The following is a 16,025-nucleotide window of genomic DNA, read 5'->3' as shown; positions in this document are numbered from 1 at the left end:
TTTATCTTTGCAACTGAAACAGCAAATGGTTCCCGGATCCCATGGTAAAAACGCTTAAATTCTTTAGTTCTCTTTTCCTTCTTGTACTTGGCTTTATCGCAATGAGTTATGCTCAAGAAGTGCAAAAGCCTTCAACTCAATTTTATCAGCAGGGAGTAACATTATTCGACCAGGGTCTTTATGAGGAGGCCATCGGCGAGTTGGAGCAGTTTGTGAGCCATTACGAGGATCACCAGCTTATCCCGTCGGCTCAGTTATACATAGCACGGGCGCGAGGACAGGTTGATTCTGTAAATAACCTCTCTTATTACGAACAATTTATTGCCGATTATCCGCATTCTTCCTCCGCTACAAAGTTATTGTTCGAATTAGGAAAGCAGGCCGAAGGTGAAAAGCAGTATGGCAAGGCTATTGAATATTACCAACGCGCCCTTGATTTGGGCTTGCCCAAGAAGAAAGCCGCCGAGGCCTACTACTGGATGGGAGAGACATCCGCTAAAGCGGAAGATACCGAACAGGCCAGGCAATACTTTTTGACTCTGGCTGATAAGTTTCCAGGCTCAGACTGGGCCCCCAAAGCGCTGTATGCCCGCGGACGCCTGTTTTTGAGTGAAAATAAGTACGATGCCTCTACCGATGCCTTTGAGCTCTTGAAGGAGCGGTATCCGAATGCTGAGATTACGCGGCGAACGGCAATGGCGCTTGGTGAATCTTATTATCAGCAGGAGCGGTACGAGGAGGCCATCGGAGCTTTTGAAGATGCTATGCCGTACCTGGATGAGGAGATGAAGACCAAGGCTGTTTTGCTTATTGCAGAGAGTTACAATTACCTGGAAAATTTTGATAAAGCATCAGCAAGTTATTTAGAGTACATTAACCGAACCAAAGGCACTCCGCAAGAGCGGGATGCACACTATGGACTGGGATGGTTGTACCATAAACAGGAAATTTACCACTGGGCTTCTGATGAGTTTGAAAAGGCTTCCAAAGGGGAAGATGAACTGGCTAGAAAAGCGATTTACTATAAGGCCGTAAATGAAAAGCTGGGATCACGATACCGTGAGGCCATGGACACATTCCGCGGTTTTGGCGAACGGTTTAAGGAAGGTCCCTGGGTAGAGCAGACCTATTACGAATGGGCGATAACGGCATACGAAGTGGGTAACTATTCCGAAACTATTGAAGTACTTCTGCCTTTGGTACGTAATGCCGAGTCTGCGGATTCATTGGCTTGGGCCGGTAAAATATATACCCTCTTGGGCGAAGCCTATTTTGCTAATGAAGAATTTACACGATCTATTCAGGCGTTTGAGGCGGCCGAACAAGTTACCGATGTGGATCCTGCCGTGAAGCGAGAGGCTCGTTTCCAAAAGGCGTGGGTACAGTATAGCAACCAGGCTTATGAAGAGGCGCAAGCTAATTTTGAGTCTCTTTATGATGAGGTTCCCAATGAAGAAGTCGGTACGGAAGCGCTTTTCTGGAGTGCGGATGCCTATTATAACATGGAGGAATTTGGTCCGGCAGCGAACCAGTTTTCCCAGTTTATTCAGCAATATTCCGGCCACGAATTAGTGGGGCCCGCTAATTATTCCTTGGGCTGGAGTTATTTTAAAATGGGGAGCTATGAACAAGCCATTGATCCACTGAATAACTTTTTACAGAATTACGAAGCTCCTGAAACGGCTCTATACCCTTATGATACCGATACGCGTCTTCGTATTGGGGACGCCTACTATGCTTTGGATAGCTATGATCAGGCTATCGCAACGTACAAGCAGGCGCTAAATGCTGAACCAGGCGGGGATTATGCTTTGTTTCAGATTGCTAACAGCTATTATCGCAGCGAGCGCACCTATGATGCGGTAACAACATTCCGCAGGTTTCTGGAAACCTATCCCGGGAGTCAGTTAAGTCAGCAGGCACAATATAATATCGCTTACATTTATCTGAATACGGGTAACTACAGTCAGGCTGTAGAAGAATTTCAAACGGTTATCAACAAATATCCTGGAACGAGCTGGGCCGCCCGATCACAGTATAACATTGGTGATACTTATTACAATGCCGGTGATTACGACAAGGCGATTGCTGCTTATGAAGCCGTGATGCAAAAGTACCCCAATAGTGATTATATCATTGAGGCGGCCAACGGTATTGAGTATGCCCAAGCTTCCACTGGAAATCCAGATGGAGCATCGTCGGTTCTGGAAGACTTTTTGGAAGAAAATCCACAGACCTCGATGGCCGACCGTCTGCGTTTCCGCAAGGCCGACAAATTGATGCAAACCGGTGATTACCAGGCGGCTATTGATGAGTTTCAACAATATATTCGTATCACCAATAGTGAAGACTTATTGCCGGATGCTCATTATAACCTGGCGAATGCCTATGAGCAAAATAATAGTATGGCTGAAGCAGTAAATGCCTACCAGACAATAGTGCAGGAATATCCTGACTCAGAGCGCGCAGGACCCGCATTAGCGGCTCTGGGACGCATTGCCGCAAAACGAGGTAACGATCAACAGTCCTATGATTATTACAGCCAGCTGCTTGAACAGGGCGGCAATAAATTTCGTCTTGAGGCACATATTGGAATGGGGAATGCCCAGATAGCGATGAACAACATTTCTGAAGCTGAACAAGAATATCGTGCTGCCTTGCAGATCAACGGCAGTCACGCTCCGGCCAATGTAGGTCTTGGTAAAGTGGCTCTACAGAATGGCGCCTACCAGGATGCAAAGGATTTGCTGAGTTTAGTGGCAGAGGCAAATACAACGCAGGTCGGAGCTGAAGCTCAATATTTAATTGGGGTCGCTGACCAACGTAATGGAAATTTTCAGGAAGCAATACAATCGTATTCCAAAGTTAGTGTATTGTATGAAGCTTTCGACAGTTGGGTGGCTAAATCCCTGCTGAAGAAAGCAGAATGTTTTATCGAACTGGAGCAACCGGGAGAGGCCCGCCAAATATTAAATACACTTACAGAAAACCACCCGGACACTCCCCAGGCGCAGGAAGCACAACGATTATTGAACTCAACAAATTAATGAATTACGAAGTACAACCGGCGACAACACTCCAGGGAAAAATAGACTTACCAGCAGATAAATCCATTTCGCACCGCTCGGCCATGTTTGCCGCTCTGCATAATGGACGTTCGGCCATCACTAATTTTTCTGAGGCAGCCGATCCGCATAGCACGCTGGATTGCCTCCGACGGTTGGGCATTACTATTGAAGAACCGGGTGATAATACGGTCATTGTGGAAGGCAAGGGGCGCGATGGATTGCAAACACCATCCAAAGATTTAGACTGTGGTAACTCCGGAACGACGATGCGGTTGCTTAGCGGCATTATTGCCGGATCTGGAGTATCGGCACGGCTGACGGGTGACGAATCGCTTTCAGCACGTACTATGAAGCGTATCATCGATCCCCTTACGGAAATGGGGGCAATAATTGAAGCACGTGAGGCGGATTATGCTCCGTTGAACATAAACCGAGAAGGGCCTGTCAAACCCCTGTACTTTCCACTCCCTATTGCCAGTGCTCAGTTAAAATCATGTGTCCTGCTTGCCGGACTCTTTGGTGAGGATCCTACGGAAGTTATTGAAACGCTTCCCAGTCGGGATCATACTGAACGTTTGCTTGGCTTATCTATTGAAGAAATGGATAATAAAAAAGTGATTAGTGCAAGCCGGGAGGATGTCATACCGGAACAATCGTACCGGGTGCCGAACGATTTTTCAGCGGCAGCATTTTGGCTGGTTGCCGGTGCTATCCATCAGGATGCAGAAATCACTTTACCTGCAGTAGGGTTGAATCCCACCCGGACCGGGGCCTTAGAGATCCTGAAGCAGATGGATGCCGATATTACTGTTGCGAACCAGCAGCGGGAAGGAGCAGAACCCATTGGCGATATTACGATTCGCAGTTCTTCGCTTAAGCCGGTTGAGATAACCGAAGAAGTGGTTCCCAACTGCATTGATGAAATTCCTATTCTGGCAATAGCCATGCTGTTTACTGACGGCGTTTCCCGCATTTCCGGAGCCGAAGAGCTTCGCCATAAGGAGACCGACCGTCTGCACGCCCTGGCTGAAATGCTGGAAGCTGCCGGTGCTGATTTTGAAGAATTTAATGATGGCCTCGAAATTAAAGGCCATACTGGATTTACACCAAAGCCTGCTGTTTTCGACAGTTATCATGATCATCGGATTGCTATGTCAGCGGCGGTGCTCGCCTCAATGGCAGATGACCCTTCTGAAATTCGTGATGGCGAGTGTACGGCCATTTCGTATCCTGGCTTTTGGGATGACCTGCAAGTGCTGACGAATTGATGCTTCAATCCGCAAATTTGACAAATCCTGCCTGTTGTTGACACAATAATGTCAATACGTCATAAAATAATCCTGCCGGAGTAACTTGGCATTGTGATTGCTCTTATAAGAGCGAACATCAATTAATGGGTTACTCCATGAATGAATTTACCATTGATATCGAAAAACAGTTAACAAAGCTTGGTAGAGATATCCAAGATTTTGTAGAACGGGTTGTGCCACTTGAAGACAAGGGGCATGATTTTAGACCCGACTGTGACATCATTGAAAGTGACGAAACTTTTATCATTAAGCTCGATTTACCGGGTTTATCAAAAAAAGAAATTAATATTGCTCTGAAAGAGCATGTTTTGACCGTCAAAGGAGAACGCACTGGTCAATTAGACGATGGGAGCACCTATCGCCGGCAAGAGCGGTCGACGGGGGTCTTTTCCCGTTCATTCGCACTGCCGGAAAATGTAAATACGGCTGAAACAGACGCCCGGTTTAAAGATGGGGTGCTCTCGATCACGATGCCAAAGTCTGATGTTCTCAATGATGCGACATCAATACCAATTAAATAGAGCCTTATGATGCTGTCCGCCGGCTGGCAGATCAGCATCTGGATCCCGAAATAAGTTCGGGATGACAAGCACAAAAGATTTTTACAAAAGAATTAAATAACCAACAAAAAATCATAAATAACTATTATGGGAAAGATCATAGGAATTGACTTGGGTACGACCAACTCCTGCGTTGCCGTTATGGAGGGGAACGAACCCACTGTTATTCAAAACTCTGAAGGTGGCCGAACAACTCCATCAGTTGTAGCCTTCTCCAAAGACGGAGAACGTTTGGTGGGCGCACCCGCTAAGCGACAAGCCATTACGAATCCAGAGAAAACTGTTTCTTCTATTAAGCGCTTCATGGGCCGTTTTTTCAACGAGGTCAAGGAAGAGTCCAAACAGGTTTCTTATGAGATCGTTAAAGGCGACGATGATACCGCTCGCGTTCAGATTGAAGATCGCAAGTATGCGCCACAGGAGATCTCTGCAATGGTACTGCAAAAAATGAAGCAGACCGCCGAAGAATATCTCGGTGAAAAGGTAACAGATGCCGTTATTACGGTACCTGCTTACTTTAACGATGCACAACGTAAAGCTACGCAAGAGGCTGGAGATATTGCCGGTCTGAATGTAAAGCGTATTATTAACGAGCCGACAGCAGCTTCGCTGGCGTACGGTCTCGATAAGAAAGACCAGGATCAAACCATCGTTGTTTATGACTTGGGTGGCGGTACGTTTGATGTCTCTATCCTTGAATTGGGTGAGGGCGTCTTTGAAGTGAAGTCCACAAGCGGAGATACGCACCTTGGTGGAGATGACTTCGACTCTCGACTGATTGATCATCTGGCCAAAGAATTTAAGAAGGATGAAGGTATCGACCTGCGAGAAGATCCAATGGCAATGCAGCGATTGAAAGACGCCGCAGAGAAAGCCAAGATTGAGCTTTCCAGCTCGCAGAAAACGAATGTGAACCTGCCGTTTATTACAGCTACGGATTCCGGGCCTAAGCACCTGAATGTGGATGTAAGTCGTTCACAGTTTGAAAAGCTTATTGATGACTTGGTTCAGAAGACGGTTAAGCCTTGCAAAAAAGCGCTGAGTGATGCAGGATTGAGCAAGAACGAAATTGACGAAGTTATCTTGGTGGGTGGATCTACACGGATCCCTAAAATCCAGGAAGTGGTCAAAGAATTCTTTGGTAAAGATCCAAGCAAGGGCGTGAACCCTGATGAAGTAGTGGCCGTCGGTGCTGCCATCCAGGGCGGAGTTATGTCGGGCGATGTTGACGATGTGGTTCTGCTTGATGTTACGCCATTGACCCTCGGTATCGAGACGCTGGGCGGTGTGTCAACACAGCTGATTGAGTCAAACACGACTATCCCGACCAGTAAAAAGGAAACATTTTCTACCGCGGCTGACAACCAGACCAGTGTAGAAATTCATGTACTGCAGGGCGAACGTGCCAAAGCGCAGGATAACCGAACACTGGGCCGCTTCCACTTGGATGGAATTCCACCGGCACCTCGGGGCGTACCTCAGATTGAGGTAACCTTCGACCTTGATGCTGACGGTGTGCTGAATGTTAGTGCCAAGGATAAAGGTACCGGCAAGGAACAGAGCATCCGAATCGAGTCTTCTTCCGGTCTTTCTGAGGAAGAAATCGAAAAAATGAAGGAATCGGCTGAAGAACATGCCGAAGAGGATGAACGCATCCGTGAACGTGCCGAGAAGTTAAATAAAGCCGATAGCCTGGTCTTCTCGACACGTAAGCAACTGGATGAGCACGGAGATAAGATCTCTGATGACAACAAGGAGAAGATCGAAGCAGCCCTCGAGAATGTTAAGAAGCTGCATGATGAAGAAAAGGTCGATGAACTTGATGAAGCCATGGACGAGCTGAACGAAGCGTGGTCTGAAGCTTCTCAGGAAATTTATCAATCTGCTGCTCAGGGACAAGGTCAACCTGGTCCTGGCGCTGCAGGTGCTGCCGCTGGCGCAGCCGGTGCAGCTGCTAATGGAGCAAATGATGCAGAAGCAGCCGATCAGGATGATGAAGACGATGCGGTTGATGCTGATTTTGAGGTCGTTGACGAAGACGACAAAGAATAAAAGCAGCCGTACAATCGAATAAATTAGAGCCCTTCATATAAAAATGAAGGGCTCTTTTATTATCTTGGGGAGCTTGCCAATAATGCCTTATATTTAGGGTGAAATTTTAGGAATCCAAATAATTTGAACAGCACAACGCTCAGTACAGACTTTCTCGTTATTGGCAGTGGTGCAGCCGGTTTAAATGCTGCTTTGCATGCCAGCAAGTATGGGCAAGTTACACTTGTAACGAAGTCTGATTTAGAAGATAGTAGCAGTTATTGGGCTCAGGGTGGAATCGCTGCTGTTTTAGATGGCGAAGATACCTTTCAGAGTCATAAAAGCGATACACTTGATGCCGGACGTGCCCTCTGTAATACAGAAGCGGTAGATCTTCTGGTCAAAGAAGGGGCACGTGAAGTACAACGATGTATCGACCTTGGCATGGTTTTCGACCATACGAACGGGGCGCTGGATTTGGGATTGGAAGGCGGGCACTCAAACCGTCGGGTCTTGCACGCCAATGGCGCGGCAACCGGTAAAGCATTAATTGAATTTTTGACGGCACTGGTTCAGGAAGAACCCAATATTTCTATTACCGAACGGGCTTTTGTCTATGAATTATTTCGTAATGGGGATTCCTGCCAGGGAGCTGCGGCATACCTGTATAACGAAAACCAAACGATACAAATACAAAGCCCGGTGACTATCCTGGCAACAGGGGGCTACTCGGGCCTATTTCAACGCAGTACTAATCCCCATACCTCAACGGGAGATGGTCTCTGGCTGGGGTACAATATTGGAACTACGCTCCAGGATCTTGAATTGGTTCAATTCCATCCTACTGCTTTTTATGCTAATGATGGTTCAACTTTTTTAATTAGCGAGGCCGTGCGGGGAGAAGGAGCCTACTTGTTTAATGAAGAGGGGGAGCGATTCATGGAGGATCATCCCCAGCAAGAATTGGCTCCCCGTGATGTCGTATCTCAGGAAATCTTCCGCCAGATTCAACAACAGCAAAGCAACTGTGTCTACCTGGATGTTCGTCATCTCGAAGCAGATAAATTATGGGCCCATTTCCCCAATATTTTCACAAAGATTGAGGAGCACGGTATCGATATTGAAAAGGAAGGTATTCCGGTAGCACCGGCTGCTCATTATTGTATTGGTGGTGTGGCTACCAACTTAGATGCTCAGACCTCGATCAATGGGTTATATGCATGTGGCGAAGTGGCCGCAACAGGGGTGCATGGTGCTAATCGGTTGGCCAGCAATTCACTGCTTGAATGTCTGGTCTTTAGTAAACGGGCCGTCGATCACGCCCGGTATTACAGCGGTTCAACAGGTACAATATCCGTGGGTGGATTTGATATCGACGAAGGGGCATCCAAACAGTTTACCGATCTGCAGCAAAAAGTATCAGGCTTACTAAGCCAGCATGTAGGTATTCAGCGTAACCAAGAGGGATTAACCTATGCCGTTGGGCAGTTACAAAATTTGTCGAATCTATTGGCAACCCAAGCGGAAGAATACTTTTCTATCCGGTCACGGGGATTGCTGCAGCTGGCAGAGTTAATTGCACGGGCTGCCCTGGAACGAACGGAAAGTCGTGGCGTGCATACACGCACGGATTTCCCGGAAAGTAAGTCTGATTCCAGGCATATTACATTTAACCGATCATTTCAGCACATAGAGTCTATCTGAAATTATGGCTACAAAGATAACCCAGGCTTCCCCCAATCTGGAAGCGATGATTGATGAGTTAATAAACCGGGGCTTTGAGGAAGATATTAGAACGGGTGATGCAACCACCAATGCTATTATTGATGAACAGTCCTCTGCGACAGCGGTTTGGAATACAAAAGACGAGGGAATAATTGCAGGCTTATCTATTGCTGAAAAGGTATTTAAGAAGTTGGATTCGGAGCTTCAGTGGGAGCCTCATGTGAAAGATGGTGAGACCGTCAAGAAGGGCGCAGAAATTGTATCCATGAAGGGCAAAGCATGCGCCATCCTTACGGCTGAGAGACTGGCTTTGAATATTACCCAGCGTATGTCGGGCATAGCCACTAAAACCCGTCAATTTGTTGATGTGCTGGAGGGGTTAGATACCCAAATTTTGGATACCCGGAAGACGGCTCCCGGTTTACGCTTGTTAGATAAATATGCCGTGAAGGCCGGAGGAGGGCAGAATCATCGCATGGGACTCTATGACCTTGCGATGATAAAAGATAATCACATTATAGCCGCAGGCGGCATTGCACCGGCCGTGCAGAAAGTGCGGAATCATTATCCGGAACTGGATGTTGAAGTAGAGGCGTCAACACTTCAGCAGGTCCAAGAGGCCCTGGCCTCCGATGCGGATATCATTATGCTTGATAATATGAGTCCTGCGGAAATGAGGAAAGCTGTTAAAACAATTGCAGGCCGTGCCAAGACCGAGGCATCCGGTAATGTAACGCTCCCGAATGTGCGCGATATTGCCGAAACAGGCGTGGATTGTATTTCAGTGGGTGCGCTAACCCACTCCGTACAAGCTTTTGATATTAGCCAAACATTACAAGAACTTACTTAATTGAATACAATACAAATTGTGGGATAACTTATGAATACCCAAGAATTAATAACCGAAGTAAAGCGGTTAAAGGAAGAACGAAACGCAGTTATATTGGCCCATAACTACCAGGTGCCGGAAGTACAGGATATTGCCGACTACATAGGCGATTCGCTGGGCCTTTCGCACCAGGCTGCTGAGACGGATGCCGAAGTTATCGTTTTTTGTGGCGTGCACTTTATGGCCGAAACGGCGTCGATTATTTCACCAGACAAAAGAGTGTTGATTCCGGATCTGGATGCAGGCTGTTCCCTGGCCGATAGCATCACGGTCGAACAGCTTCGTGAGTGGAAAGCCGAGCATCCCGATGCCGTGGTAGTCACTTATATTAACACGACCGCAGCTATCAAAGCCGAGTGCGACTACTGCTGTACCTCCTCCAATGCCGTTGATATTGTAGAATCTATTCCGGAAGAAAAAGAAGTGCTATTTTTGCCGGATAAGTTTCTGGGTTCATATGTTGAGATGGTAACCGGACGTGAACTCAATATCTGGGATGGCTCCTGCCACGTGCACGAAAAAATTGGCGAGCTGAATCTGAACGACAAGCAGAAAGAATATCCGGATGCGGAGGTATTGATTCACCCGGAATGTGGATGCTCCACTTCTTGTATGATGAAATCAGCGATGTATTTTGACTGTGATGATGGCCATATCCACTCTACCAGCGGTATGTTGAATCGGGCCAGTGAATCAGAGGCCAACGAATTTGTGGTCGCTACAGAGACAGGCATCTTGCACCGGATGCGCAAAGAAAATCCAGATAAAACATTCCATGCTGCGAATGATAATGCGGTTTGTGAATACATGAAAATGATTACGCTCGAAAAACTGTATGAGTCCCTCAAGTACAACCAACACGAGGTGAAGGTGCCCAAAGAACTAGCCGAGCGTGCCCACCTGCCAATAGAAAGGATGCTGAGTGTGGCATAAATTAGCAGTGAGCGAAAATGTATAACCCTTTTTTATGGCTTAATGCGTATTTCGTATTTTCAATCTCAGATAAAGATAATACGCACTACGTGATACGCAATATTTCATGAATATCTTAGGTATTGAATCTTCTTGTGATGAAACAGCGGCAGCGGTCTATACTGATGAGGGGCTTAGATCAAATATAATTGCCTCTCAGGCCGTGCATGAACAGTATGGCGGAGTCGTCCCCGAGTTGGCTTCACGCGCTCACCACAAGACCATTTGGAGGACCATAGAACAAGCATTAACCGAGGCCGACACCTCACTGCAAGCCATTGATGCAGTTGCAGTAACGCAGGGGCCGGGATTGATGGGTTCGTTGCTGGTAGGACTCTGTTTCGCTAAGGGACTCTGTCTCTCCAGGGATATTCCATTGGTTGGCGTCAATCATATGGATGCCCATATCTACGCTAATTTCATTGAAGGCCAACCCAATTATCCCTTTGTTTCTTTGACGGTTTCAGGGGGACATACCCAGCTGGTGCACGTCAAGGGGCCATTTGATCATACCTTGCTGGGCGAAACGCGCGATGATGCTGCCGGCGAAGCCTTTGATAAGATCGGTAAAATATTAGGACTTCCGTATCCGGCGGGTCCCGTTATTGATCAGCGGGCGAAAGAAGGAGATACCATGTTTCATGATTTCCCCCAAGCCATGCTGGACAACGACTTTGAGTTCAGCTTTTCCGGCCTCAAAACATCGGTGATGTATTATCTGGAAGACCAGGATGATCAGGCTGGGTTCCTTGAAGACCATCTGGATGATGTTTGTGCCAGTGTTTCAAGAGCTATAACAGAAGTCTTGGTCAAGAAGCTGGCTAATGCCATAGAACACACGGAGGTTGACACGATTGTGCTTGCTGGCGGGGTGTCAGCAAATTCAATGCTGCGTCAAAAGGCCCAAACACTTGCTAAAGAGAGGGGGTGCCAATTACACATACCCCAATTAGCCTACTGTACCGATAACGCTGCTATGATTGCCATTACCGGCTATATGATGGCCCAACGCAATCAGTTCGCAGATATGAACTTGAAGCCCTTCGCCAATTTGGCAAGCAAATAGTCGTAAGTAAAAAGAGGGGGGGGATCTGCCTGAACTTTGTTGAGAATGACAAAGCCTGCCCCGATCATTTTCGGGATGGTGTAGTTTTGCAAAGTCTCCTACACAACACTTCTTGCTGTTTACTGAAACTTTTTAGAAGCCTCTACGGCCAGTCGATCAACCCGATTGTTGCGTTCATTATCGGAGTGGCCTTTGACTTTGATAAATTGAACGTCATGCGGTTTCATAGCATTAAGCATTGCTTCCCAAAGGTCTCGGTTTTTGACCGGTTTTTTATTGGATTTCTTCCAGCCTCGTTTCACCCATCCATTGACCCAGCCTTTGTTAAAAGCATTGACAATCAGTGCGCTGTCGCTGTGAACTTTAATACGGCAGGGTTGATTTATAGCCTTTAGTGCTTCAATGATAGCGCGCATCTCCATGCGGTTATTCGTCGTTTCAGGAGCGCCGCCGGTAATTTCTTTTTCCTTGCCATTCCACTGCAGGAGTGCGCCCCAACCACCGGGACCCGGATTCCCACTGCAGGCTCCATCCGTAAATACAATCACCGTCTTCTTGTTAGACATACTTCTTTGTAATGGGCCTTAATTGATGCGTTAATTGTTCTGCTGATTCCGAGACGGCTTGTTCCCAATGAGAAGTATCATTACCGGCATAAATGATACTTCGGCTGGAGTTGATAAGCGGGAGACCCAAGTGGTCATCCAAAGCATCAGCCAGCGCGGTAATAGATCCCCCCTGCTTGCCAACACCGGGAATAAGAAGAGGAGCCTCCGAGAATTCAGTGATAACCGGCCGTAAGTCTTCTGCCTGTGTAGCCCCTACAACCATACCAATGGCCCCTTCACTATTTTCTTGTTTATAGCTGAGCTGCTGAGCGATATAGCTCGATATTGTCTGGCCGGAAGATAGCTTCTGAAGAAGCAGGTCTGCCGCCCCGGGATTAGAGGTGAGGGCCAATGTGTAAATGCCTTTATCTTTATCGGCTAAAAAGGGCTCCAGGGTTTCAAAACCCATCAGTGGATTTAAAGTAATGGCATCGACTTCTGTTTGCTCAAAAAATGCCTTGGAATAATGCTCGGCCGTGGAACTGATGTCACCTCTTTTGGCATCAGCGATGATGATTTTATCGGAGGGAATTTCATCCAGAATACGAAAAAAAAGTTCCCAGCCCTGACTGCCAAGTGCTTCAAAAAAACCAAGATTAGGCTTATAAGCGGCGCAATGATCCTGCGTAACTTCAATAACCGTTTTAAGAAACCGTTCTACCTTCTGCACGTCAGATTTATCCAGTTCTTGAACATCAGTTGGAAGAAGGTCGAGGTTAGGATCTAACCCCACGCACAGGCAGGATTGGTTATCGCTGATGGCGCTTGCCAGTTTTTGTAAAAAGCTCATATATCAAAGGATTTATAATGAAGCGGAAGTTACAAATACTGGAAGGCAATGTGAATTATTAAACCGAAAAGAAATCCATTTACATGTGTTGCTTATGAACACTTACAATCCGGACCGCAATCCTCGCCGCTTTTATCAGAAGAGGTTTTGAACTTCTTTCCGATAAAGTTCCAGCTTAAAAAAGCTCCGGCTACAATTAACAATCCGAATGCGATAAACGTCTGCATAATACCAAGAACTTGAATTGGATTAAATTACCATCCTAAGGCTTGTCCACCCTGATAGACAACCAGAGAACAAATATAAGCCAAGGCAGTCATATATATAAACATAATAGCAGGCCACTTCCAAGAGTTCGTCTCGCGGCGTACAATGGCCAGGGTACTCATGCATTGCATAGCCAAGGCAAAGAAGACCATAAGTGAAATAGCTGAAAGCGTTGAGAAAACAGCTTCACCGGTATCCGGATCTTTATCGTTAATCAGTTTTTGTTTTAAAGTGGTAGTATTTCCGCCACTTTCTCCAACGCTGTAAATAGTATTTAAGGTACCAACCATCACTTCGCGAGCTGCAAAAGAGGTAATGAGGCCGATACCTATTTTCCAGTCAAAGCCGAGCGGTTTGATGACGGGCTCAATGAATTGGCCAATCTGTCCGGCATAGCTGTGCTTTAATTTATACGAAGAGGCAGATTCCTGAGCATTAAAGGATGCTTCAGTGGTAGTTGTACTATTGGTGATACTATCGGGAACTTCAACTTTGGGATAAGAAGCCAGGAACCAGAGTACAATGGAAATAGCCATAATAATTTTACCGGCTTCTTTGACAAAGATCCAGCCTCTTTCAAACATATTGTAAAAAACAGCTGACCATTTTGGCATTTTATAGCTGGGTAGCTCCATCATGAAGGGCGTGGATTCGCCATCTGTGAAGAACATTTTCATGACCCAGGCAGCCAGGATAGCCATCACAATACCAAAAATATATAGTCCGAAAAAGGTTAGGCCCTGCATCGAAATAAACCCAAAAGCATTTTCATTGGGAACAAAGGCAGAGATCATCAGGGCATATACCGGGAGTCGGGCTGAGCAGGCCATAAAGGGGAGCACCATGATGGTAATCAACCGGTCACTCCAGCTTTCGATAGTACGTGCAGCCATAATGCCGGGAACTGCGCAGGCAAAACCAGACATGAGTGGCACAACCGATCGACCATGCAGGCCAATACGTGTCATGAAACCATCCATCACGAAAGCAGCGCGTGCCATATATCCCGTACCTTCCAGTATGGAGATAAAGAAAAAGAGAAACATTATTTGCGGCAAGAAGATTACGACCCCTCCCAATCCAGCAATGATACCTTCTACCAGTAAATCATTTAGAATACCCGGCGGTAACGTTTCGGCTACAGTATTCCCGGCCTGTACAAAAAACAGGTCAATAAGGTTCATGAAGGGCTCAGCCCAGGAAAATATGGCCTGGAACATTAGCAGCAGGATAGCAACCAGAATGACGGGTCCCAGGAACTTGTGGGTGACCACAGCATCAATTTTATCGCTCAGCGTTTCCGACTCTTCTTGCCGATGGTTGCCGTTACCATTACTGGTACACTGTTCAATAAACTTGTACCGGGCCATCACTTCAACTGCGGTCGGATTCTCTCCTGCATCTTCGAGTTGAGATTGAGCCTTGGCTATAATTTCTTCGGCTACTTCTCGGCGGGGATGATTTTTGAAATCATCCGAGACTTGGTTGTTACTGATTAAGCGCAGTGCTTCAATTGGATGAGCACGGTCCGGCAGATCGGTATGCGGATGGAGCCATTCATCTGTAATAAGGGTGATGGCTTCAGCGAGCGGTTGCTGAGGTTTCCAGCTTAGCGGCTTGGGTGCCTCCAGATCATGATCAGCAATTGCTTGTCGAACGTTTTGGATGTCGCCTTTATCTTTGGCAACAATGGGTAGCACAGGAACTCCCAGTCGTTTCTGGATAGTATTCGTATCCACTTCAATGCCCCGCTCTTCTGCTAAGTCGCTCATATTGAGCAAGACAATCATGGGAATTTCAAGGTCCATAACCTGGGTGGCCAGGTACATATTACGATCGAGGTTGGTGGAATCAAGTACCAGCACTGCCAAGTCGGGCGTTTCCTCGTATTCATATTCGCCGATCAGGGTCTGGTAAGCAATGCGTTCGTCAACCTTTTTATGGTTCAGGCTATAGGTACCCGGCAGATCAATGATTTTATGCCGGGTGCCGTCAATTTCTACAGAGCCGGTTTTACGTTCAACCGTAACTCCGGGATAATTTCCTACCTTTTGTTTAAGCCCTGTGAGAGCATTAAAGAGGGTAGATTTGCCGGTATTAGGATTTCCAACTAAAGCAATGGTGAGTGGTTGGTTCTTCAAGATATCGCTCATTCAATTTCTATACATTCAGCTTCTTCTTTACGAAGGGTCAATAAATAGCCTCGTACTTTTATTTCGATGGGAAAGCCCAGGGGAGCACTCCGGATGACTTCGACCGTCGTTCCGGGTAAGAGTCCCATTTCCAGCAGACGAGCCGCCTTTGGGCCTGTTACATCTGCAATCGTTTTTTTGCCGTTCTGTTTCTGTTCTGAAAGGAGAATACTCATAAGAGGGGAGTGTACAACTATTTGAGACTTACCAGGATGGTTCGGGCTAGCTCTTCGCTGATCGCCAGGCGAGATTCGCCGATCTGTAAGACAATGTTGGAGTTATTGGAAATGATTTTACCCTTGACACCTTCAATACATCCTAATTCACGAAGTCGACAGGCATCCTGGCAATTACACCCTAAACACTGGATGTTAATTTGTTCTCCGGCTTCGGTAGTATTTAATGGATGCATGTGTAGGTGCTTACTTCAATTTAAACTCAATCTAAACGAATATAAAAATATCCGATGTAACTTTGAAATGGAAAATTAAAAATCTTGTTAAGTTCTATGAGATAAAAAAAGGAGCCACCATATGGTGACTCCAAT

At 46.6% G+C, this 16,025-nt stretch carries 13 protein-coding genes; 8 read left to right on the top strand and 5 right to left on the bottom strand.

The features are described from left to right. Positions 1–41: 41 nt before the first annotated feature. The 8 genes from J6I44_RS17040 to tsaD all read left to right on the top strand — a co-directional run bounded on the left by J6I44_RS17040 (position 42) and on the right by tsaD (position 11,621). A complete protein-coding gene (locus J6I44_RS17040) occupies positions 42–3,047 on the top strand; it encodes a tetratricopeptide repeat protein (RefSeq protein WP_265767368.1) in 3,006 nt (1,001 codons plus the stop codon). Next, positions 3,047–4,336 carry a 3-phosphoshikimate 1-carboxyvinyltransferase gene (aroA, locus tag J6I44_RS17035; RefSeq protein ID WP_265767367.1) on the top strand — a complete coding sequence of 430 codons (1,290 nt, stop codon included), beginning with the start codon at positions 3,047–3,049 and terminating at the stop codon, positions 4,334–4,336. The genes J6I44_RS17040 and aroA overlap by 1 nt, the downstream gene beginning before the upstream one ends. A 125-nt stretch (positions 4,337–4,461) precedes the next feature. Further along, a complete protein-coding gene (locus J6I44_RS17030; RefSeq protein ID WP_265767366.1) occupies positions 4,462–4,899 on the top strand; it encodes an Hsp20/alpha crystallin family protein in 438 nt (145 codons plus the stop codon). 126 nt (positions 4,900–5,025) lie between these two features. Next, entirely contained in the window at positions 5,026–6,990 is a 1,965-nt protein-coding gene (gene dnaK, locus J6I44_RS17025) for a molecular chaperone DnaK (RefSeq protein ID WP_265767364.1), read from the top strand. 123 nt (positions 6,991–7,113) lie between these two features. Further along, positions 7,114–8,673, top strand: a complete 1,560-nt coding sequence (gene nadB / locus J6I44_RS17020) for an L-aspartate oxidase (protein WP_265767363.1) — start codon at positions 7,114–7,116, stop codon at positions 8,671–8,673. A 4-nt stretch (positions 8,674–8,677) separates the two neighbouring features. Next, positions 8,678–9,544, top strand: coding sequence for a carboxylating nicotinate-nucleotide diphosphorylase (nadC, locus tag J6I44_RS17015; protein ID WP_265767362.1), 867 nt, complete (start codon positions 8,678–8,680; stop codon positions 9,542–9,544). 30 nt (positions 9,545–9,574) lie between these two features. Continuing rightward, a complete protein-coding gene (gene nadA, locus J6I44_RS17010) occupies positions 9,575–10,516 on the top strand; it encodes a quinolinate synthase NadA (protein WP_265767361.1) in 942 nt (313 codons plus the stop codon). Positions 10,517–10,622: 106 nt separating this feature from the next. Further along, positions 10,623–11,621, top strand: coding sequence for a tRNA (adenosine(37)-N6)-threonylcarbamoyltransferase complex transferase subunit TsaD (gene tsaD, locus J6I44_RS17005; RefSeq protein ID WP_265767360.1), 999 nt, complete (start codon positions 10,623–10,625; stop codon positions 11,619–11,621). A gap of 119 nt (positions 11,622–11,740) precedes the next feature. Here the strand turns inward: tsaD and rnhA are convergent, their stop codons facing one another. The 5 genes from rnhA to J6I44_RS16980 form a co-directional block, all read right to left on the bottom strand. After that, positions 11,741–12,187 (bottom strand): ribonuclease HI, encoded by a 447-nt coding sequence (rnhA, locus tag J6I44_RS17000; RefSeq protein WP_265767359.1) that lies wholly within the window; start codon positions 12,185–12,187, stop codon positions 11,741–11,743. Further along, complete coding sequence (gene pyrF, locus J6I44_RS16995) at positions 12,180–13,019, bottom strand: orotidine-5'-phosphate decarboxylase (protein WP_265767358.1); 840 nt, start codon at positions 13,017–13,019, stop codon at positions 12,180–12,182. The genes rnhA and pyrF overlap by 8 nt, the downstream gene beginning before the upstream one ends. Before the next feature lie 254 nt (positions 13,020–13,273). Further along, positions 13,274–15,427 (bottom strand): ferrous iron transport protein B, encoded by a 2,154-nt coding sequence (gene feoB / locus J6I44_RS16990; RefSeq protein ID WP_265767357.1) that lies wholly within the window; start codon positions 15,425–15,427, stop codon positions 13,274–13,276. Positions 15,428–15,435: 8 nt separating this feature from the next. Further along, positions 15,436–15,654: a FeoA family protein gene (locus tag J6I44_RS16985; RefSeq protein WP_265767356.1), complete on the bottom strand. Its 219-nt coding sequence runs from the start codon at positions 15,652–15,654 to the stop codon at positions 15,436–15,438. 17 nt (positions 15,655–15,671) lie between these two features. Then, complete coding sequence (locus J6I44_RS16980; protein ID WP_265767355.1) at positions 15,672–15,890, bottom strand: FeoA family protein; 219 nt, start codon at positions 15,888–15,890, stop codon at positions 15,672–15,674. Positions 15,891–16,025 lie beyond the last annotated feature (135 nt).

This window comes from Fodinibius salsisoli (assembly GCF_026229185.1).
Lineage (GTDB): Bacteria > Bacteroidota > Rhodothermia > Balneolales > Balneolaceae > Fodinibius > Fodinibius salsisoli.
This window is presented reverse-complemented; position numbering and strand designations above follow the sequence as displayed.